Raw genomic sequence first — 19,106 nt, forward strand, 5'->3', positions numbered from 1 at the left:
TGATGCGCATCGGCTCCCCCTACCTCACCGCTCAGTCAGCGATCAATGTTCGGCAACCGCACTGCGCCTGGGCGCCTGGTTGCCGTGCTCGTCAAGCTCCATCACTGGCACTTCGTTGCCATCGGCATCAAACAGCTTGCCATCCTTGAAGTAGTCGCCATCACGCAGGCACGAGATGTCCGAGTACTGGATGGTGCGCTCGTAGGCCGCAGCGAATACCGACTGGTTCTCCGAGTTGCCCGTCTTGAAGTGGTTGAACAGCAGGTTCAGCAGGATGGCCATGATTGCCGCCGAGCTGATACCCGAGTGGAAGATGGTCTCGAACCAGTTCGGGAAGTTGTGGTAGAAGGTCGGCGCGGCGATCGGGATCATGCCGAAGCCCAGCGAGGCAGCGACGATGATCAAGTTGACGTTGTTCTTGTAGTTGACCTTCGACAGGGTGCGGATGCCGCTGGCGGCCACGGTGCCGAACAGCACGATGCCCGCGCCACCCAGTACCGGAGTCGGTACGGCGGCAATCACCCGGCCCATCACCGGCAGCAGGCCAAGCACCACCAGGATCACGCCACCGGTGGCCACCACGTAGCGGCTCTTGACCCCGGTCACGGCCACCAGGCCGACGTTCTGGGCAAAGGCGCTCTGGGTGAATGAACCGAAGATCGGCGCCAGGATGCTCGATGCCATGTCGGCACGCAGGCCGTTGCCCAGGCGCTTGGAGTCGACCTTGGTGTCGATGATTTCGCCCACGGCGAGGATGTCGGCCGAGGTTTCCACCAAGGTCACCATGATCACGATGCACATCGACAGGATCGCGGCGATGTGGAATTCCGGCATGCCGAAATGGAACGGGGTGGGGAAGGCGAACATCGGGCCCTGGCTGACCTTGCTGAAATCGGTCATGCCCAGCGCCCAGGCGATCAGCGTGCCGACCACCATGGCCATCAGGATCGACAGCCGCGAGATGGTTGCGCTGCCCAGCTTGCTCAGCACCAGCACGATAGCGAAGGTCAGGCCGGCCAGGCCGATGTTGGCCACGCTGCCGAACTCCGGTGAGGCGCTATTGCCGCCCATCACCCAGCGCGCGGCAACCGGCATCAGGGTCAGGCCGATGGTGGTGATGACGATACCGGTCACCAGCGGCGGGAAGAACTTGGTAATGCGCGAGAACACCGGGGTGATCAGGAAACCGATCACCGAAGCTGCCATGACCGCGCCGAGCACGCCCGGCAGGCCACCACCGCCCTCGCTGCTGAGGATGGCGCCCATGGTCGCCACGCCAGCGAACGACACGCCCTGCACCAGCGGCAACTGGCAACCGAAGAATGGGATGCCCAGCGTTTGCAGCAAGGTCGCCAGGCCCCCGGCAAACAGCGAAGCGGCGATCAACATGCCGATCTCGGCACCGTTGAGGCCGGCTGCCTGACCCAGGATCAGGGGTACCGCGACGATCCCGCCATACATGGTCAGCACATGCTGCAGACCATAGGCCAGGTTGGCACCCAACCCGAGGTTTTCGTCCTCGGGGCGCTGGGCGGGAGACGTGCTAGGGGACGTAGTCATGGAGCAGGCTCTCTGTTTATTGTTGTGGCGCTACTGTAGACACTTCCTACAAATCATTGCTACATAAATTGTATACAATATTTTGATTGGAGCGCGAACAGCTGGCCTTGCAATGTGTGCAGAACCTCAATGCAGAAGGCGTACCAAGTTATTCAATGCGGTGCTAGAGGGGTGTGTACAAAGCACTGCTACCCAGGCAGAAAGCTGTCTGGGTAGACAAGAAACAGAAGGTGGGAAGGCTGTTAGCCAGCTAACAGATTCTATTCTTCGATGAGTTCGCGCAGCTCGCGCATCATTTCGGTGCCATCGGCCAGGTTCAATTCCACAAGACGGTGCAAATGGGACATTGAGTCGACGTCGATGTACAGGCAGATGAAGCCCAGGCGGGTGGGCTCCTCATGGCGCAGTTCCACCTGCATTTGTACCCGCACCTCGGGGTTCAGGTGGATGACCGCATCGAAGTCCTGGGTCAGGTCGGCGTCCCAGGGTTCGGGGCATTTGACCAGCATGCCCTTGAGCGACACATCCAACAGTTTTACCGGCCAGCGGCGGTCGCCCTGGCGCAGTTCGGTGGGGGCATCGAAATCGATGCGCTGGAAGCGGCGGCGTTCGTCGTGATCGCTCATGGGCAGGTCCTCGGGTGACATCCTGACTATAGTTAGTTGGATATGTGCATCAGGTACCGCAATCTGGCCGCAGAGGCTCTAGACCAAAGCAAGTGTGGCAATGCGCGATGACACGCCCTAGACTCGATGGGCGGTCTTTTCCAATCCACCAGCTGGAAGCAAACCATGAACAACAATAATAGCCTGCTACGCCACATTCCGTGGCTGGCGCTGGCAGTCATAGGAGCCTGCGCGCTGGGTGTGGTTGCCCTGCGTCGCGGCGAGGCGATCAATGCCTTGTGGATCGTGGTCGCCGCGGTGGCCATCTACCTGGTCGCCTACCGTTACTACAGCCTGTTCATCGCCACCAAGGTGATGCAACTCGACCCTCGCCGAGCCACCCCGGCGGTGCTCAACAACGACGGTCTGGACTACGTTCCGACCAACAAGCACATTCTTTTCGGTCACCACTTCGCCGCCATCGCTGGCGCCGGCCCCCTGGTCGGCCCGGTGCTCGCCGCGCAGATGGGCTACCTGCCCGGCACGCTGTGGCTGATCGCCGGCGTGGTGCTGGCCGGTGCGGTGCAGGACTTCATGGTCCTGTTCCTCTCCACCCGCCGCAACGGCCGCTCGCTGGGCGACATGGTGCGTGAGGAGATGGGCCGCATCCCGGGGACCATCGCCCTGTTCGGCTGCTTCCTGATCATGATCATCATCCTCGCGGTGCTGGCGCTGATCGTGGTCAAGGCCCTGGCCGAGAGCCCATGGGGCATGTTCACGGTGATGGCGACCATCCCGATCGCGATGTTCATGGGCGTCTACATGCGTTACATCCGCCCGGGCCGCATCGGCGAGATCTCGGTGGTCGGTGTGGTACTGCTGCTGGCGTCGATCTGGCTGGGTGGCCAGATTGCAGCCGATCCGGTCTGGGGCCCGGCGTTCACCTTCACGGGCGTGCAGATCACCTGGATGCTGGTCGGCTACGGCTTCGTTGCCGCTGTGTTGCCGGTATGGCTGGTACTGGCACCGCGTGACTACCTGTCGACCTTCCTCAAGATCGGTACCATCATCGCCCTGGCCATCGGCATCCTGGTGACCATGCCCGAGCTGAAAATGCCGGCGCTGACCCAGTTCACCGACGGCACCGGCCCGGTGTGGAAGGGCACTCTGTTCCCGTTCCTGTTCATCACCATCGCCTGCGGCGCGGTGTCTGGCTTCCATGCGCTGATCTCCTCGGGGACCACGCCGAAGCTGCTGGACAACGAAGCCAACGCCCGTTACATCGGCTACGGCGGCATGCTGATGGAATCGTTCGTCGCCATCATGGCCATGGTTGCCGCCTCGGTGATCGAGCCGGGCGTGTACTTCGCCATGAACAGCCCGGCCGCGGTGGTTGGCGCCGACGTGGCTTCGGTGGCGCAAACGGTCAGCAGCTGGGGCTTCATGATTACCCCTGAGCAGCTCGAAGCGGTGGCCCGAGACATCGGCGAGCACACGGTTCTCGCCCGTGCCGGTGGCGCACCGACCCTGGCGGTGGGTATCGCGCAGATCCTGCACCAGGTGCTGCCGGGTGAAAACACCATGGCCTTCTGGTACCACTTCGCGATCCTGTTCGAGGCGCTGTTCATCCTCACCGCAGTGGATGCCGGTACCCGTGCCGGTCGCTTCATGCTGCAAGACCTGCTGGGCAGCTTCGTGCCGGCCCTCAAGCGTACCGAGTCGTGGACTGCCAACCTGATCGGCACCGCCGGTTGCGTGGCGCTGTGGGGCTACCTGCTGTACCAGGGCGTGATCGACCCGCTGGGCGGCATCAACACCCTGTGGCCGCTGTTCGGTATCTCCAACCAGATGCTGGCCGGTATCGCCCTGATGCTCGGCACCGTGGTGCTGATCAAGATGAAGCGCGAGCGCTATATCTGGGTCACCCTGCTGCCGGCTGCCTGGCTGCTGATCTGCACCACCGCCGCAGGCCTGATCAAGCTGTTCGACCCGAACCCGGCTGTCGGCTTCCTGGCCCTGGCCAAGAAGTACAGCACTGCGCTGGACGCAGGCCAGGTACTGGCCCCGGCCAAGAACATCGATCAGATGCAGCACGTGATCTTCAACGCCTACACCAACGCCGGCCTGACCATTCTGTTCCTGCTGGTGGTGTTCAGTGTGCTGTTCTTCGCGCTCAAGGTCGGCTACGCCGCCCTCGGCCGCAAAGAGCGCACCGACAAGGAAACCCCGTTCCAGGCCCTGCCTGACGCTTGAGAGGACTGCAGTGATGTTCAACGACCTGGGTCGACTGGGTAAGTACCTGGGGCAGGCAGCCCGCCTGATGGTCGGCATGCCCGACTACGACAACTACGTCGAGCACATGCGCAACAAGCACCCGGACAAACCGGTGATGACGTACGAGGCGTTCTTCCGCGAACGCCAGGAAGCACGATACGGTGGCAAGTCCGGGCCCAAGTGCTGTTGAACCTGCAACTTGCGTGAACCTGTGGGAGGCCGGGCAACCGGCCTCCCACAATCATTTTCTGCTTCAGGAGATTTCTGCGTGCAGACGCCCATTCCCGTTACTGTTCTCACCGGCTTTCTCGGTGCTGGCAAGACCACGCTGCTCAAGCACATGCTCAAGGCCGAACACGGCCTGAAGATCGCCGTGATCGAGAATGAGTTCAGCGAGGCCGGTATCGACAGCCAGTTGCTGGGCGACGAGCCGGTACAGGTCATGACCCTGGCCAACGGCTGTGTGTGCTGCAGCATCCACGGCGACCTGACCCGTGCCCTGTACCTGCTGCTCGAACGCCTGGATGCCGGCGAGATAGCCTTCGACCGCCTGGTGATCGAATGCACCGGCCTGGCCGACCCGGCACCGGTGGCGCAGACCTTCTTCATCGAAGAAGAACTGCGCGATCGCTACATCCTCGACGGCATCATCACCTTGGTCGATGCTGCCCACGCCGAGGTGCACCTGACCCAGACCATCGCCCAGGCCCAGGTCGGTTTTGCCGATCGCCTGCTGCTGAGCAAGACCGACCTGGTCGAACCGGCTGCACTGGAGGCCCTGCGTGAGCGCCTGGCACGGATCAATGGCCGGGCGGCGATCCGCGTGGTTGAACATGGCCGCATCGACCTGGCCGAGCTGCTCGATGTGCGCGGCTTCAACCTGAATCCGGACCTGGGCGCCAACCTCAAGCCGAGCCTGCGCCCGCTGCTCAAGCCGGCCACGCCGGACCGGATTTCCACCTTGGTGCTGCGCACCGAGACCGCCCTGGACATCGACCGCCTCAGCGATTTCATGAACGAACTGCTGGAGGAGCACGGCAAGCAGTTGCTGCGCTACAAGGGCGTGCTGAACATTGCCGGCGAGGACCGTCGCCTGGTGTTCCAGGGGGTGCTCAAGCTCTACGGCTTCGACTGGGATGCCGAATGGGCAGCCGACGAGAACCGCGAGAGCGTGATGGTGTTCATCGCCGATGAACTGCCCGAAGCTAAGATTCGGGCTGGGTTCGAGGCGCTGGCTGCGGGCTGAGCGGGCGCGGCGGCTGAGCCTCGAACCACTGCGGCCACGAGCTGCGGTGGCGTGTCTGGACCTCGATGCACGGGATCAGCCGCTCGGTGAGCACGGCGGTTTGCCGCACGGCCTTGGCGGTGCGGTACTTGACGCTGTGGATGCACTCGCGGTCGCCAAACTCGCAGCGGTTCAGCGCCGTACCACCGCAAGGGCCGTTGGCCAGGCCTTTGGGGCAGGTTTCCGGGCACGTATAGAGGGTGTCCTCCAGGCGGCAGCGGCCGCAGGTATCGCAGCCGGTCAGCGGGCGTTTGACCGCCCGTTCCAGCCCGTGCAGCACCCGGGCCCCACGTCTGGTTGCCCAGAGTGGCTGGCGCACGGCCCAACCGAACGCTTTGCTGAGCCAGTTGGCGCGGCTGAACAGCAGCGAATGGGCGGCGTGCAACACGTGATAACGGGCTTTCTCTTTACTTGAGGCAGTGACGGTCGATTCGCCCCGGCGCCAGTTGCCCTGTGGCGGGTGGAAGGTGACGATGGGCAGGCCGGGCATCTGCCAACTGTCGGCCCAGGCCGGCGCCCAGTGTTCCAGGGAGTGGATCTGCGCCTGCCAGTGTTCCAGGCGCTCCTCCAGTGCCCGCAGTTGCTTGAGCTCGTGAATCCCCGACAGGTGCACGCCGGCATAGCCCATCAGCTTCACGCCGATGATCTGCAAGGCCAGGCGATCGACGCTGCGCGCCTGGGCAAAGGCCTTGGACACCTGGCTTTCGGCTTCGAGCAGGTCGTTCATCGAAGGGGTGACGGTCACGCCCGCCACATGCTCGAGCATGGCGGCGCGGCCGTGGGTCAGGCTCATCAGGCAGGCCAGCATCGGTTTGGGCGCGGCCTGGCGTTGCATCCAGTGGATGGCTTCCTGGTGCTTGCTGGCGTCGAAGCCCAGTTGCAGGGTGAGGAAGTCGGCGCCGGCGGCGAGCTTCTTCTCGGCCTTGAAGTACTGTGCACCACCTTCTTCCTCGTGGTACTTGAACGGGTTCAGTGCCGCGCCGAGCAACCAGTGCGGGCAGGCCTGGCGCGCAATCAGCAAGGCCGCGACCGACTCCAGGTAGCGTACCGGGCGTTCACCAGGCTGGTGGCCGGGCAGGCGGTCGCCGGTCAGCAGCAACAACTGATCGAGGCCGGCGGCGTCCATGCGCTGCAGCTGAGCCAAAAGATGATGGCGTTCGCGGTCTTTGCCAGAGAAGTGCGGCAAGGCGGGGAGCGGGGTGTTGAACGAGGCGAGGGCATCCAGTGGCGACATGTCCAGCGGGCTGCCCACGCGGTCGCCGATGGCGACGGTCATCGGCCAGCCGCACAACTGCCCGCGGGCCATGATCGCTTCCATCGCGGCGAAGCGTTCCGCCGAGGGCTTGGGGACGAATTCCATGACGCAGACGAAGTGGTTATCGCGCAGCGCGGCTTTCAGCAGGCTCATGGCTCGAGGGCACCTGGAGTATTCAGGTTGGCATTGTGCGGCAGGTTGTCGGTCGGGCTCATGTCTGAATACGTAGGGTGCTGCTCTGAACAAGACATTCAGGTTCGTCGGCATCATGAGCAATTCTTGAGTTCATCTCAAATTTAATGAGTTTGTCTCAGCCGCTCGCGGGTCGGAAAATGCCCTCATTCATTTCGGTACTTTTTTTCGGATCTCTGAGGGACAAGACATGGCACTGGCGCATAACCTGGGCTTTCCACGCTTTGGCAGTGACCGCGAGCTGCGTGCCCGCCACTGGCAAGTGCAGAAGGACGCCGGCATCGAACTGCTGCCAGTTGGCGATTTCGCCTGGTGCGATCAGCCGTTTGCCCAACGCTGGGAGCAGCTGTTCGACGAAGTGACCGAAGCCAAGGCTTTGGGCCATGCAGTCAAACCGGTGGTGATCGGCCCTTTGACCTACCTGTGGCAGGCCAGCAAAGACAACGCCGACCTCGACGCGCTGGAACACCTGCTGCCGCTGTATGACCTGGGCCTGAACCGCCTGGCTGCCCTGGGGGCCGAATGGGTGCAGATCGATGAGCCGATCCTGGCCCAGGAACTGCCGCAGGAATGGAAAAACGCTTTCGAACGTGTCTACAACATCCTACAGCGTGCTCCGCTGAAGAAGCTGATCGCCACCTACTTCGGTGGCCTGGAAGGCAACCTCGGCCTGGCCGTCAACCTGCCGGTCGATGGCCTGCACGTCGACTTGGTGCAGGCCCCCGACCAGTACCAGACTCTCCTCGACCGGCTGCCGGCCTACAAGGTGCTGTCGCTCGGCCTGGTCGACGGCTGCAACGCCTCGCCATGCGACCTGGAAAATACCCTGCATCTGCTGCGCGATGCCCACGACCGCCTGGGTGAGCGGCTGTGGGTGGCCACAGCCTGCCCATTGCTGCACAGCCCGGTGGAGCAGGCCGTGCACACGTGCCAGGAAGTCGCGCTGCTGGCCAGGGCCGTCAATGAAGCGGCTGCCCGCGAGTTGCGCGCTACTGCCTGATCATCGCTCGATCGCCAGGGCGACACCCTGGCCACCACCAATGCACAGGGTGGCCAGCCCTTTCCTGGCATCACGCTTGATCATTTCATGCAGCAAGGTCACCAGCACCCGGCACCCGGAAGCACCAATCGGATGCCCCAGGGCAATCGCCCCGCCATTGACGTTGACCTTGCTCGCCTCCCATTCCAGCGCCTTGCCCACCGCCAGTGCCTGTGCGGCAAAGGCCTCGTTGGCTTCGATCAGGTCAAGGTCGGCCAGCTGCCAGCCAGCCTTGTCCAGGCAGCGCTGGGTCGCCGACACCGGGCCGATGCCCATGATCGCCGGGTCCACGCCCGCGCTGGCATAACTGGCAATCTTCGCCAGCACCGGCAGCCCCAGGGCCTGGGCCTTGCTGGCGCTCATCAGCAGCACCGCAGCGGCGCCGTCGTTGAGGCTGGAGGCATTGCCGGCGGTGACGCTGCCGTCCTTCTTGAAGGCCGGGCGCAGCTTGGCCAGCGATTCGGCGGTGGTGTCTGGACGCGGTTGTTCGTCACGGTCGAAGACTTTCGGCTCGCCTTTTTTCTGCGGCATCACGATCGGCGTGATCTCGTCCTTGAAGCGGCCCGCTTCGATCGCCGCCACGGCCTTGCGCTGCGACTCGGCGGCGAAGGCGTCCTGCTGCTCACGGCTGAGGCCGTATTTTTCCACCAGGTTCTCGGCGGTGATGCCCATGTGGTAGTCGTTGAAGGCATCCCACAGGCCGTCGCTGATCATGCTGTCGATCAGCTGGCCATGGCCCATGCGCTGGCCGGTCCGTGCCGATGGCATCACATACGGCGCCAGGCTCATGTTCTCCTGGCCACCGGCAATCACCACCTCGGCGTCACCACAACGGATCGCCTGCGCCGCCAGGTGCAGGGCCTTCAGGCCCGAGCCGCAGACCTTGTTCAGCGTCAGTGCTGGCACGCTGTAGGGCAGGCCGGCCTTGATCGCGGCCTGGCGCGCCGGGTTTTGCCCGGCACCGGCGGTGAGCACCTGACCGAGGATCACTTCATCGACCTGGGCCGGGTCCAGCCGGGTCTGCTCCAGCAGCTGCTTGATCACTGCTGCACCGAGGTCGACGGCCGGCACATTGGCCAGGGCACCCTGGAAGCTGCCGATGGCGGTACGGGTTGCGGCGACGATGACCACGTCGTTCATGTTGTTGTTCTCCGGGCAATGGGCGTAGTGCTGCCAGCATCGGCGGGTTTGGTTGATTTGTTAAGTTTGATTTTCTTTGTGATTGATGTGAAAAGCCAATCAATGAGGGCTGGGCTCGTCGCGGGACATTCAGGCCCCCCGCAGCCAGCGAAGATCAGGCAGCCGGACACTGATGTGTCACACAATGAATCCCCCCGCCACCCGCCGCAATCGCGTCGATATCCAGCTGCACGATATCCCGCCCTGGATACAGTACGGCGAGTAACGCCCGGGCTTTCTCATCGGCCTGCACATCGCCGAACTGCGGAGCGATGATCGCGCCGTTGATCACGAAGTAGTTGATATACCCCGCCGCAAAATCATTGTTGCCCTGGCTGAACCTGTTGCGCCGCCCGCGCATGGGCGGCGATACCACATGCACCTGCAAGCGCCTGCCTTCGGCATCGGTGGCTCTCTTGAGGATCTCAAGATGCTTGCGGGTCACCGCGTGGTCATAGGAGGCCGGGTCGTTGTCCAGGTTGGCGATCACCACCCCCGGGCGCACAAAGCGGGCATAGAAGTCCACATGCCCGTCGGTGATGTCTTCGCCGGCGATACCCGGCAGCCAGATGACCTTGCTCAACCCCAGGCGCGCCTTGAGCTCGGCCTCGACGTCGGCCTTGCTCCAGCCCGGGTTGCGGTTGGCGTTGATCCAGCTGCTCTCGGTCATGATGCCGGTGCCGTGGCCGTCCACCTCGATGGCGCCGCCTTCGCCCACCAGCTCGCTGCGCTGGTAGCGGGCGTCGGCCAGGGTGGCCACGCGCCTGGCCAGCTGCGCGTCGTTCTGGTGGCGCTGCTTGTTGCCCCAGCCGTTGAAGTTGAAATCCACCGCGGCGACGGCGCCGTCATCGTCGACGACGAAGTTGGCGCCGATGTCGCGCATCCAGATGTCGTCCAGACTGCATTCGACAAAGCGTGTGTTGTGGCTGGCGCAGTGCCGCTCGGCCAGTCCGCGTTCGCTGGGGCGGCAGAACACGGTCACTGGCTGGTAGCGGGCGATGGCCTGGGCGATGCGGCCCAGGGCGGCTTGCACGTCGGCGGTGAAGTCTTCCCAGATGGCCTCCTGGGCACCAAAGGCGATGAATGCACGCTGCTGCGGCTCGCCCTCGTCGGGCATGAACCAGCGCCCGGGTTGCTCGGCGCGGGCCAGGCCCAGCGGCAGGCCGAGGCCGGCTCCCAGGCCTGCGGCCAGCGACAGTTGCAGGAAGGTTCTACGGCTGGGCATGGGTCAGTCCTGTGCAGTCTTGAAGCGGGTCCACACACGCATGCGTGCACGCATGTCGGCCTGTGGAATATCCCGGCCCGGAATCAGCCGGGCGTAGGTGGCTTCGTCGAGGTAGATGTCGGGGTTGTCGCGCATGCGCGGGTCCACCGCCTGGCGTGCCTTGGCGCTGGCCGTGGGGTAGCCGGTGAAGTTGCTGATGGCGGCCATGTTCGCCGGGCGCATGACGAAGTTGATGAAACGATAGGCGTATCCCGGGTGCTGGGCATCCGCCGGAATGGCCATGGTGTCCATCCACACCGTGGTGCCCTGGCGCGGTACGCGGTACTGGAAGTCGAGGTGCTTGCCGGCAGAGTCGGCGGCGCGCTGGGCCTGGATCACGTCGCCGCTGTAACCCAGCGACAGGCACAGGTTCTCGTTGACCAGTTCGGTCACCGGTTGCGACTGGAACTTGCGTATGTACGGGCGCACCGCCTTGAGCAGTTCGCTGGCGGCGGCCAGGTCTTCACGCTTGGCGCTGCGCGGTTCGCGGCCCAGGTAATTGAGCACCACGGCCAGCACTTCATCGGGCGAGTCGATGATCGAGATGCCGCAATCGGCGAACTTGGCGGCCAGCTCTGGTTTGAACAGCAGGTCGAGGTTGTCCAGCGGCGCATCGGGCATGCGCTGGCGGACTTTCTCGGCATTCGCGGTCAGGCCGATGGTGCCCCAGGTGTAGGGCACCGTCGCCTGGCTGGCTTTCGGGTACTGGGCATGCAGCTTGCGCAGGCCGGGCTCGATATCGTCCAGGGCTTCCAGGCGGCTGTGGTCGAGTGGCTGCAGGCTGCCGGCACGCATCAGGCGCTCAGCCACGGTATCGCCGGGGAATACCAGGTCGTAGCCACTGCGCCCGGACATCAGTTTGGCTTCGAGTACCTCGCTGCCGTCCATCACGTCGTAGATCACCTGGATGCCGGTTTCGGCGGTGAATTGCTTGAGGGTGTCCCCGGCGAAGTAATCGGCCCAGTTGTACAGGCGCAGGGTGGGCTGGTCGGCCTGGGCCTGGCTGGCGCAGATCGCCAGGGCCAGTGCTGCGAAAACGTGGCGTTTCATGCTCAGGGCCTCAGGCTGTGTGGGTGCTTGCCGTCCAGGGTCAGCAGCGGCGCGTACATGTCCGGGCGACGGTCGCGGTAGATGCCCCAGCTCAATCGGTCTTCGCGCATGCGTGCCAGGTCCAGGTCGTGCAGCCAGATGCCGCTGCTGTCGCGGTCGGCTTCGGCGAGCATGGCGCCTTTGTGGTCACAGATGAACGACGAGCCGTAGAAACGCATGCGCAGTGATTCATCGCTATCGGCCACTTCCACACCGACGCGGTTGGCGGCCACCACGGGCAACAGATTGGCGGCGGCATGGCCGCGCATGGCGACCTGCCAGTGGTCGCGTGAGTCCAGCTCGGCGCAGCCGGGCTCGGAGCCGATGGCAGTGGGGAACAGCAGCACTTCGGCGCCCATCAGTGCCAGGCAGCGGGCCGTTTCGGGGAACCACTGGTCCCAGCAGATACCGATGCCCAGGCGGCCGAAGGCGGTGTCCCAAATCTTGAAACCGGTGTCGCCGGGGCTGAAGTACTCCTTCTCCTGGTAGCCGATGGCGTTGGGGATATGGGTCTTGCGGTACACACCCAGCAGTTGGCCGTCGGTATCGGCCACGGTCAGCGAGTTGAAGAAGGCATTGCCGGCCCGTTCATACCAGCTCAGCGGCAGCACCACACCCAGCTCGCCGGCCAGGGCGGCGAAACGCTGAAGGATCGGGCTGCTCGGGTAGGGCTCGGCCAGTGCCTGGTGCTTGTGGTCCTGCTCGATGCAGAAGTAGGTCGTGGCGAACAGCTCTTGCAGCAGGATCACCTGAGCGCCCTCGGCGGCAGCCTGGCGTACCAGTTGCTCGGCGCGGTCGAGGTTGTCGGGCAGGTTCCAACTGCAGGGCATCTGGGTGGTGGCGATACGCAGAAGGCTCATGGCTGCACCTCTGGCTGCTGTTGGGTGATGCAGTGGATACCGCCGCCGCCGTGGGCGATGGCATCGATGCGCACCGGCACGATTTCACGGCCCGGGAAGGCGTGTGCGAGTTGCTCGGCGGCGTCCTGGTCGGCGGCGATGCCGTAGGCCGGCATGATGATCGCGCCGTTGGCGATGTAGAAGTTGGTGTAGGACGCGCAGAACACTTCGGCGTCCTGGTCGACTGCGGCGCTGGCTTCATAGAGGTCGAGCAGTTCGAAATGGCGGCCCTGTGCATCGGTAGCGAGTTCCAGGGCGCGGCGGTTTTCGCGGACCACGTCGGCATAGACCGAGCCGTGATCGTGGGTGGCATCGACCAGCAGCACACCTGGGCGGGCGAAGGCACACACGCCATCGACATGGCCGTCGGTCATGTCGCCGGTGACGTACTGCGGGTCGCCGGGCAGCCAGATGGTCTTGCGGATGCCCAGGTAACGGGCGAAACAGGCCTCGAATTCGGCCTTGTCGATACCGGGGTTGCGGTTGCGGTTGAGCAGCACCGATTCGGTGGTGATCAGCGTGCCTTCACCGTCGACATGAATCGCGCCGCCTTCGTTGCACAGGAAGGTGCTGAAACCGTCCAGGCCCAGCTGATCGAGGATGCGGCGGCCGAGGCTGCGGTCCTGTTCGTGCCGGGACTTGCCGCCCCAGGCATTGAAGCGCCAGCTCAGCCCGGCCAGGCCGTGCTGTGGGTGGCAGACGAAACTCGGGCCGCTGTCACGGCACCAACTGTCGTCCACCGCCAGTTCGATCAGTTCGATGTTGGCACCGCACAGGGTGCGGGCACTTTGCAGGGCAGAAGGGTCGACGACCATCTTCACCGGCTCGAAGCGGGCAATGGCTGCCGCTACACGGGCGTAGTCGCGCTGTACGTCGGCCAGACTGACGCGCCAGCCGCTTTCCCATAGCGCCTGGTTGTGTGGCCAGACCATCCAGGTCGCCGCGTGGCGGGCCCATTCGGCAGGCATGCGCCAGCCGCTGTCGAGGGACAGATGCATAGTGAACTCCGATCTATTAAGGATTTTTATCAACGAAGCCCGCCGTCGCGGGTGTTGGTGTCCATGCTATGGCTATGAAGACACGGCGACAAACGATAGATTTAGCCGATATCTGATTAGCAGGGCTTATCGATCATGCTCAAACACTGGCCACCGCTCAATGCACTCAGGGGCTTTGAAGCGGCCGCACGGCTTGGTAGTTTCCACAAGGCTGCCGAAGCCCTGAACCTCACCCAGTCGGCGATCAGCCAGCAGATCCGCAGCCTGGAAACCTACCTGGAACAGCCACTGTTCTACCGCAGTGGCCGCAGCGTCAGCCTGACCGATGCCGGGCATGACCTGCTCAGCACCACCCAGTCCATGTTGCAGCACCTGGCCGTGGGCATTCGCCGCCTGGAGCAGTACCGCAAGCCCAATCAACTGGTGGTCAACACCAGCCCGGCCTTCGCCCGGCACTGGCTGTTGCCGCGCCTGGCCGATTTCCATCAGCGTTGCCCGCAGGTCGATCTGTGGCTGTTTACCAGCTTCGAGGTGCCGGACATGGCCAGCGAAACCATCGACCTGGCCATTCGCGACGACCTTAGTGCCCAGGCCGAGTGCAGCTTTACCGTGCTGCATCACGACCAGCTGTATCCCGCCTGCCACCCTGGGTTGCTGCAAACCCCTGCGCAGCAGCGCACCACCCTGCATGGCGAGCGCGAAATGGACTGGAGCCATTGGCAGCTGGAAGGCGGCGAGGAGGTTGGGCAGCAGGGCAAGGGGTTGAATTTTTCCGACCCTGGATTGCTGCTGGATGCTGCGAGCGAAGGGCTGGGTGTTGCCCTGGTCAGCCAGTTGCTGGCGCAGCGGGCGGTGGGCGAGGGGCGCCTGCAGGCGCTGTCTGCGCAGCGGGTGCGCGGGCCGACCTGGGCCTGCCTGGTGCACCGGGACAGCCAGGACGATCCGCTGGCCCGGCAGTTTCTGGGTTGGCTACGCGCTGAGTTGCAGGCATGACCGGCGTTTGAATCCCCTCAAACACCCCGTAATATGTGTCGGATAACCTGCGGGGGTAGTCTCACCCTCTGATCAATCGGAATCGCCCTTGTGGCGCTTTCCCCGGCATAAACCTGACGAGGTACAGACATTGGCCATCATTCATCCTAAGGTTCGCGGTTTCATCTGCACCACGACTCACCCGAAGGGCTGCGAGCTCAACGTCCGTGACCAGATCGAAGCCACCCGCAAGCTGGGCGTGCGCGAGGATGGCCCGAAGAAGGTCCTGGTCATCGGTGCCTCCAGCGGCTACGGCCTGGCTGCCCGCATCACTGCGGCCTTCGGCTTCAAGGCCGACACCCTGGGCGTGTTCTTCGAAAAGCCAGGTACCGAGACCAAGGCCGGTACCGCTGGCTGGTACAACGCCGCTGCCTTCGACAAGTTCGCCAAGGCCGAGGGCCTGTACAGCAAGTCGATCAATGGTGACGCCTTCTCCGATGAAGCCCGTGCCAAGGTCATCGAGCTGATCAAGAACGAAATGGGTGGCAAGGTCGACCTGGTCATCTACTCGCTGGCTTCGCCCGTGCGCAAGCTGCCGCAAACCGGTGAAGTGATCCGTTCCGCGCTGAAGCCGATCGGCCAGCCGTACAAGTCGACCGCCATCGACACCAACAAGGACGCCATCATCGAGGCCAGCATCGAGCCGGCCTCCGAGCAGGAAATCGCCGACACCGTTACCGTCATGGGCGGCCAGGACTGGCAGCTGTGGATCGACGCCCTGGCGGGCGCTGAGGTGCTGGCCGAAGGCGCGCGCACCGTAGCCTTCAGCTACATCGGCACCGAAATCACCTGGCCGATCTACTGGCACGGCGCCCTGGGCCAGGCCAAGCAGGACCTGGACGAAACCGCACTGCGCCTGGACAAGAAGCTGGCCGCTGAAGTCAAGGGCGGCGCCAACGTGGCGGTGCTCAAGTCGGTGGTCACCCAGGCCAGCTCGGCCATCCCGGTGATGCCGCTGTACCTGTCTATGGTGTTCAAGATCATGCAGGAAAAGGGTGTGCACGAAGGCACCCAGGACCAGCTGGATCGCATGTTCCGCGATCGCCTGTACCGCGCCGATGGCGCCCCGGCCGAAGTGGACGAAAAAGCCCGCCTGCGCCTGGACGACTGGGAACTGCGCGACGACGTGCAGGACGCGTGCAAGGCCATGTGGCCACAAGTGACCACCGAGAACCTGTTCGAGCTGACCGACTACGCCGGTTACAAGAAGCAGTTCCTCAACCTGTTCGGCTTCGAGCGCGCTGACGTCAACTACGACGAAGACGTGGCCACCGATGTGAAGTTCGACTGCATCGAGCTGTAAGTCGATGTAAAAGATGGGGGCCGATACAGGCCCCCATTTTTTTTGCTAGTTTTGGCGCACAACAACAGGAAGTGCGCCATGAGCAGCCTCACCCAACCCGCCACTGCCTTTCGCCAGGCCACGGCTGACGGCTACAGCCTCGGCGGCTTTTGCTGGCGCCACGCCCAGGCAGATGCCCAGCGCCCGCTGGTGATCATCAACGCGGCCACCTCGGTGCGCTGCCGCTATTATTCGCGCTTTGCCGACTACCTGTTCGCCCAAGGCTGCGATGTGCTGACCTACGACTATCGCGGTATCGGTGAATCACGCCCGGACTCGCTGCGCGGCTTCCAGGCGTCGTGGAGCGATTGGGGCCGGCTGGATTTCGAAGCTATGCTGGCGCACGCCGCCGAGCATTTTCCCGGCCAGCCGGTGGATGTGGTGGGCCACAGTTTCGGTGGCTGCGCCGTGGGCCTGGCGCCGTCGGCCGGGCAGGTGCGGCGGGTGGTGATGGTCGGCGCGCAATTCGCCTACTGGCGCGACTATGCCGCCGACCAGCGCTGGCGGCTGTTTGGCAAATGGCATGTGGTGATGCCGTTGCTGACCCGTGCGTTCGGTTACTTTCCCGGCAAGCGCCTGGGGTGGCTGGAGGACACCCCGGCGGGTGTCGTGCATGACTGGGCCACGCGCACACCGCGTTATGAGCAGCGCCCGAGCGGGCGCGGCCTGGCCATGCTGCCTTTCGCCCAAGTGCAGGCCGCAACGCTGGCCATCAGCCTGACGGACGATCCGTTTGGCACGGTAGCGGCGACCGAGCGGTTATTGGCGTACCTGCCAGCGGCGCAGCGGCTGCATTTGCGGATTGCGCCTGTGGATATCTCGGTCGATGAGATTGGCCATTTCGCGTTCTTCCATGACCGGTTTCGCGAAAACCTGTGGCCGATTGCGTTGCAGTGGTTGCAGCAGGGCGGGCTGGCAGATGGCGTGCCGGGGACGAATATCAGTTGAAATGCTGGGCCGCAAAGCGGCCCTCGCCATCTCAAGCTTTGCGCGAAAGCGGCAGCTCGGCGAACTTCACACCGGCCAGCCCGTGCTTGATCAGCGCACGGATGTTGCCATGGTCACTGCCCTCAGGGGTGGCCAGCACGTCGCGGTAGTGCTCGCCGAAGGCCAGCAGCGCTTCCTGGTCGCTCAGGCCTTCCAGCAGGGCCAGGCCCAGGGTCTTGCACGAACCTTCGTTCTGCCCGGCAGCATTCTCCACGCCACCGTTGTTGAAGGCCTGGGGCTGGTAGCTGTAGTTGCCGGCGATGAACGCCAAGGTATCGGCGAAGACGTGTTGGCCGCTGGCCAGGCTGCTGCGCAGGGTGTTCAGATCAGTCACGAGGTTTTCCTTGTTCAAACGCCGCTTGCTGCTCGGCGCTGGCTTCTTCCTGGTATTGGGCTTTCCACTCGGCGTAGGGCATGCCGTATACCGCTTCGCGGGCGTCATCCAGGCTGATGTCGACCTGGCGCTCGTCAGCGGCGGCCTTGTACCACTTGGACAGGCAGTTGCGGCAGAAACCGGAAAGGTTCATCAGGTCGATGTTCTGCACGTCGGTGCGTTTCTGCAGGTGTTCGACCAGGCGCCGGAACGCGGCGGCTTCGAGTTCGAGCTGTTGTTGCTCAGTCATGGCAGTCTCTCAGATCATGCGGTTCTTCAGGTGGCGGCCACCGTTGATGACCACCTGGCTACCGGTACTGTACTGGCTGGCGAGCAGGTATTTCACCGTCTCGATCAGTGGCCCGGCGCCGGGTTCGAATTCCAGCAGGGCCTTTTTCAGGGTCTGCTGGCGGTAGGCCTCGTCACCGCCTTCCTTGAGGATCAGCAGGCCGGGGAGGATACCGTTGACGTGCACCTTGGGCGCGTATTTTTCGGCGAACGACAGCACCATGTTCTGCAGTGCAGCCTTGGTCGCGGCGTAGCCGATGTGGCCTTTGCTGCCGCGTGAGGAGGTTTCGTCGCAGATGTGGATGATATCGGCCTTGTCGACCTTGTTCAGCAGCTCGCCGAGCGCCAGGTTCAGGTGGTACGGCGCTTCGACGTGCAGGCGGAACATGGTGTCGAGGTTGTCGAGGCCGTCGTCGAGCCACAGCGAGGCGTTGTGGATGATTGCACGCAGGCCGTCGTAGTTGCGCTGCAGGTGGTCGATCAACGCTTCACGGTCGGCCCTGACGCAGAGGTCGGCCTGGAACTGCACGATGTTCGGGTGCGCGGACTGCGGCTGGAGGCTGCGGCTGGCACTGACCACCGTATGGCCGGCCTGAGCCAGCTCGAGGGCCAGGGCCAGCCCGACGCGCTGGCTGGCGCCGGTAACGAGAATAGGGCTGTTCATGTGCGGGCGGTCAACTTGTCTGTCCTGTCGTTGCCGCCCAGCATACCCGAACTGTTCGCGCTTGTATGACCTCGCCTCAGCGGCTGCGCAGCGCCGGGCTGGCGGTTGGCGTGGCGTGCAGCCAGTTGGCCAGCAGGCGGGTAGACAAGGGGATGAAGAAGTAGACCATGACCGGCGTCAGGGCCAGCGTGCTGAGCATGACCCGGGGTAGCAGCTCGAACGTTGCGAGCCAATGGCCGAACAGGACGTTGAACAGCAGCGAGACCGGGAAGAAGGCCAGCCAGATGGCCACGGCCTGCTTCCAGCGCGGTGGTTTTTGCACCGTATTAGTGCCGAACCAGTCGTCAATGCCGCTGACGCGCCTCTCTTTGGGGCGTTCGAACAGGCCGTTACCGCGAGCCAGCCAGGCCCGGCGCGATGCGGAGTGCTCCCAGGCGTGCAGGGTAGGCTCGTCGCTAAAGCGGAAAATGATCTGGAATTCGTCGTTGTCGCGGGGTGGGGCGAGGATGCCCGAGCCGAGGTAACCGGGGAAGTCGGTGGCCAGCTGCTCGCCTTCGTGCAGCCAGGCCAGCAGGTCCTGGTAGCGGCCATGGGCGGCGCGGCGCGACACCATCAGGGTGACGGGTGGGGTAGACATCGTGTATCTCCTGGCGACGGGGCTGGCGGGTAGCCGGCCCCTTGGCTGCGTGGCCCGGGGTGGTGGGCAACGTCAGCCTGCATGCAAGAATCGGGCGCGAAGCATCCTGCTGGTGACAATACGGCCTTAACAATTGTTCGCAAA

The 19,106-nt window shown here is 63.9% G+C and carries 19 protein-coding genes; 7 read left to right on the forward strand and 12 right to left on the reverse strand.

What is annotated here, in order from left to right:
* Nucleotides 1-42: 42 nt before the first annotated feature.
* Together F6X59_RS15805 and F6X59_RS15810 are read right to left on the reverse strand one after the other, a co-directional pair.
* Complete coding sequence (locus F6X59_RS15805; protein WP_152957019.1) at nucleotides 43-1,560, reverse strand: nucleobase:cation symporter-2 family protein; 1,518 nt, start codon at nucleotides 1,558-1,560, stop codon at nucleotides 43-45.
* 260 nt (nucleotides 1,561-1,820) lie between these two features.
* Nucleotides 1,821-2,186, reverse strand: coding sequence for a PilZ domain-containing protein (locus tag F6X59_RS15810; protein ID WP_152957020.1), 366 nt, complete (start codon nucleotides 2,184-2,186; stop codon nucleotides 1,821-1,823).
* 165 nt (nucleotides 2,187-2,351) lie between these two features.
* Here F6X59_RS15810 and F6X59_RS15815 point away from each other — a divergent pair, with 165 nt between their 5' ends.
* From F6X59_RS15815 to yjiA, 3 genes are all read left to right on the forward strand, one after another.
* Nucleotides 2,352-4,418, forward strand: coding sequence for a carbon starvation CstA family protein (locus F6X59_RS15815; protein WP_060508693.1), 2,067 nt, complete (start codon nucleotides 2,352-2,354; stop codon nucleotides 4,416-4,418).
* Nucleotides 4,419-4,431: 13 nt separating this feature from the next.
* Nucleotides 4,432-4,629 carry a YbdD/YjiX family protein gene (locus F6X59_RS15820; RefSeq protein WP_054887128.1) on the forward strand — a complete coding sequence of 66 codons (198 nt, stop codon included), beginning with the start codon at nucleotides 4,432-4,434 and terminating at the stop codon, nucleotides 4,627-4,629.
* A 78-nt stretch (nucleotides 4,630-4,707) separates the two neighbouring features.
* Complete coding sequence (gene yjiA / locus F6X59_RS15825) at nucleotides 4,708-5,685, forward strand: GTPase (protein WP_346653559.1); 978 nt, start codon at nucleotides 4,708-4,710, stop codon at nucleotides 5,683-5,685.
* Here yjiA and F6X59_RS15830 read toward each other — a convergent pair.
* Nucleotides 5,645-7,132 (reverse strand): methylenetetrahydrofolate reductase C-terminal domain-containing protein, encoded by a 1,488-nt coding sequence (locus F6X59_RS15830; protein ID WP_152957021.1) that lies wholly within the window; start codon nucleotides 7,130-7,132, stop codon nucleotides 5,645-5,647. The two genes, yjiA and F6X59_RS15830, sit on opposite strands and share 41 nt — an antisense overlap.
* A 229-nt stretch (nucleotides 7,133-7,361) precedes the next feature.
* Here F6X59_RS15830 and F6X59_RS15835 point away from each other — a divergent pair, with 229 nt between their 5' ends.
* Complete coding sequence (locus F6X59_RS15835) at nucleotides 7,362-8,171, forward strand: 5-methyltetrahydropteroyltriglutamate--homocysteine methyltransferase (protein ID WP_152957022.1); 810 nt, start codon at nucleotides 7,362-7,364, stop codon at nucleotides 8,169-8,171.
* Here the strand turns inward: F6X59_RS15835 and F6X59_RS15840 are convergent, their stop codons facing one another.
* The 5 genes from F6X59_RS15840 to F6X59_RS15860 form a co-directional block, all read right to left on the reverse strand.
* Nucleotides 8,172-9,350 (reverse strand): acetyl-CoA C-acetyltransferase, encoded by a 1,179-nt coding sequence (locus F6X59_RS15840; protein ID WP_152957023.1) that lies wholly within the window; start codon nucleotides 9,348-9,350, stop codon nucleotides 8,172-8,174.
* 154 nt (nucleotides 9,351-9,504) lie between these two features.
* Nucleotides 9,505-10,614, reverse strand: a complete 1,110-nt coding sequence (locus F6X59_RS15845) for an agmatine/peptidylarginine deiminase (RefSeq protein WP_152957024.1) — start codon at nucleotides 10,612-10,614, stop codon at nucleotides 9,505-9,507.
* A gap of 3 nt (nucleotides 10,615-10,617) precedes the next feature.
* The gene (locus F6X59_RS15850) at nucleotides 10,618-11,703 is read right to left on the reverse strand and encodes an extracellular solute-binding protein (protein WP_152957025.1); all 1,086 of its coding nucleotides are present in this window, start codon (nucleotides 11,701-11,703) and stop codon (nucleotides 10,618-10,620) included.
* A 2-nt stretch (nucleotides 11,704-11,705) separates the two neighbouring features.
* Nucleotides 11,706-12,602 (reverse strand): N-carbamoylputrescine amidase, encoded by an 897-nt coding sequence (gene aguB / locus F6X59_RS15855; RefSeq protein ID WP_152957026.1) that lies wholly within the window; start codon nucleotides 12,600-12,602, stop codon nucleotides 11,706-11,708.
* Nucleotides 12,599-13,639: an agmatine/peptidylarginine deiminase gene (locus F6X59_RS15860; RefSeq protein ID WP_152957027.1), complete on the reverse strand. Its 1,041-nt coding sequence runs from the start codon at nucleotides 13,637-13,639 to the stop codon at nucleotides 12,599-12,601. Before F6X59_RS15860 ends, aguB begins: the two co-directional genes overlap by 4 nt.
* Nucleotides 13,640-13,774: 135 nt before the next feature.
* Here F6X59_RS15860 and F6X59_RS15865 point away from each other — a divergent pair, with 135 nt between their 5' ends.
* The 3 genes from F6X59_RS15865 to F6X59_RS15875 all read left to right on the forward strand — a co-directional run bounded on the left by F6X59_RS15865 (nucleotide 13,775) and on the right by F6X59_RS15875 (nucleotide 16,961).
* The gene (locus tag F6X59_RS15865; protein ID WP_152957028.1) at nucleotides 13,775-14,632 is read left to right on the forward strand and encodes a LysR substrate-binding domain-containing protein; all 858 of its coding nucleotides are present in this window, start codon (nucleotides 13,775-13,777) and stop codon (nucleotides 14,630-14,632) included.
* A 130-nt stretch (nucleotides 14,633-14,762) separates the two neighbouring features.
* On the forward strand, nucleotides 14,763-15,974 hold the full coding sequence (gene fabV / locus F6X59_RS15870) for an enoyl-ACP reductase FabV (protein WP_152957029.1): 1,212 nt from the start codon (nucleotides 14,763-14,765) through the stop codon (nucleotides 15,972-15,974).
* Nucleotides 15,975-16,052: 78 nt separating this feature from the next.
* Nucleotides 16,053-16,961 carry an alpha/beta fold hydrolase gene (locus F6X59_RS15875; protein WP_152957030.1) on the forward strand — a complete coding sequence of 303 codons (909 nt, stop codon included), beginning with the start codon at nucleotides 16,053-16,055 and terminating at the stop codon, nucleotides 16,959-16,961.
* 31 nt (nucleotides 16,962-16,992) lie between these two features.
* Here F6X59_RS15875 and F6X59_RS15880 read toward each other — a convergent pair whose 3' ends face one another.
* The 4 genes from F6X59_RS15880 to F6X59_RS15895 all read right to left on the reverse strand — a co-directional run bounded on the left by F6X59_RS15880 (nucleotide 16,993) and on the right by F6X59_RS15895 (nucleotide 18,962).
* Nucleotides 16,993-17,334: a HopJ type III effector protein gene (locus tag F6X59_RS15880; RefSeq protein ID WP_261941555.1), complete on the reverse strand. Its 342-nt coding sequence runs from the start codon at nucleotides 17,332-17,334 to the stop codon at nucleotides 16,993-16,995.
* Complete coding sequence (locus F6X59_RS15885) at nucleotides 17,327-17,623, reverse strand: DUF1244 domain-containing protein (protein WP_152957032.1); 297 nt, start codon at nucleotides 17,621-17,623, stop codon at nucleotides 17,327-17,329. The genes F6X59_RS15880 and F6X59_RS15885 overlap by 8 nt, the downstream gene beginning before the upstream one ends.
* 9 nt (nucleotides 17,624-17,632) lie before the next feature.
* Nucleotides 17,633-18,325 carry a dihydromonapterin reductase gene (gene folM / locus F6X59_RS15890; RefSeq protein ID WP_152957033.1) on the reverse strand — a complete coding sequence of 231 codons (693 nt, stop codon included), beginning with the start codon at nucleotides 18,323-18,325 and terminating at the stop codon, nucleotides 17,633-17,635.
* Between the two features lie 76 nt (nucleotides 18,326-18,401).
* Nucleotides 18,402-18,962, reverse strand: coding sequence for an antibiotic biosynthesis monooxygenase (locus F6X59_RS15895; RefSeq protein ID WP_152957034.1), 561 nt, complete (start codon nucleotides 18,960-18,962; stop codon nucleotides 18,402-18,404).
* Nucleotides 18,963-19,106 lie beyond the last annotated feature (144 nt).

The sequence above is a fragment of the Pseudomonas sp. MN1F genome, from assembly GCF_009391885.1.
Classification (GTDB): Bacteria; Pseudomonadota; Gammaproteobacteria; order Pseudomonadales; family Pseudomonadaceae; genus Aquipseudomonas.

What these genes read in the sequence shown, in the direction of transcription:
- F6X59_RS15805 (WP_152957019.1), bottom strand. Translation starts at nt 1,560, where the DNA reads ATGACTACGTCCCCTAGCACGTCTCCCGCCCAGCGCCCCGAGGACGAA.
- F6X59_RS15810 (WP_152957020.1), bottom strand. Translation starts at nt 2,186, where the DNA reads ATGAGCGATCACGACGAACGCCGCCGCTTCCAGCGCATCGATTTCGAT.
- F6X59_RS15815 (WP_060508693.1), top strand. Translation starts at nt 2,352, where the DNA reads ATGAACAACAATAATAGCCTGCTACGCCACATTCCGTGGCTGGCGCTG.
- F6X59_RS15820 (WP_054887128.1), top strand. Translation starts at nt 4,432, where the DNA reads ATGTTCAACGACCTGGGTCGACTGGGTAAGTACCTGGGGCAGGCAGCC.
- F6X59_RS15830 (WP_152957021.1), bottom strand. Translation starts at nt 7,132, where the DNA reads ATGAGCCTGCTGAAAGCCGCGCTGCGCGATAACCACTTCGTCTGCGTC.
- F6X59_RS15835 (WP_152957022.1), top strand. Translation starts at nt 7,362, where the DNA reads ATGGCACTGGCGCATAACCTGGGCTTTCCACGCTTTGGCAGTGACCGC.
- F6X59_RS15840 (WP_152957023.1), bottom strand. Translation starts at nt 9,350, where the DNA reads ATGAACGACGTGGTCATCGTCGCCGCAACCCGTACCGCCATCGGCAGC.
- F6X59_RS15845 (WP_152957024.1), bottom strand. Translation starts at nt 10,614, where the DNA reads ATGCCCAGCCGTAGAACCTTCCTGCAACTGTCGCTGGCCGCAGGCCTG.
- F6X59_RS15850 (WP_152957025.1), bottom strand. Translation starts at nt 11,703, where the DNA reads ATGAAACGCCACGTTTTCGCAGCACTGGCCCTGGCGATCTGCGCCAGC.
- aguB (WP_152957026.1), bottom strand. Translation starts at nt 12,602, where the DNA reads ATGAGCCTTCTGCGTATCGCCACCACCCAGATGCCCTGCAGTTGGAAC.
- F6X59_RS15860 (WP_152957027.1), bottom strand. Translation starts at nt 13,639, where the DNA reads ATGCATCTGTCCCTCGACAGCGGCTGGCGCATGCCTGCCGAATGGGCC.
- F6X59_RS15865 (WP_152957028.1), top strand. Translation starts at nt 13,775, where the DNA reads ATGCTCAAACACTGGCCACCGCTCAATGCACTCAGGGGCTTTGAAGCG.
- F6X59_RS15875 (WP_152957030.1), top strand. Translation starts at nt 16,053, where the DNA reads ATGAGCAGCCTCACCCAACCCGCCACTGCCTTTCGCCAGGCCACGGCT.
- F6X59_RS15885 (WP_152957032.1), bottom strand. Translation starts at nt 17,623, where the DNA reads ATGACTGAGCAACAACAGCTCGAACTCGAAGCCGCCGCGTTCCGGCGC.
- folM (WP_152957033.1), bottom strand. Translation starts at nt 18,325, where the DNA reads ATGAACAGCCCTATTCTCGTTACCGGCGCCAGCCAGCGCGTCGGGCTG.
- F6X59_RS15895 (WP_152957034.1), bottom strand. Translation starts at nt 18,962, where the DNA reads ATGTCTACCCCACCCGTCACCCTGATGGTGTCGCGCCGCGCCGCCCAT.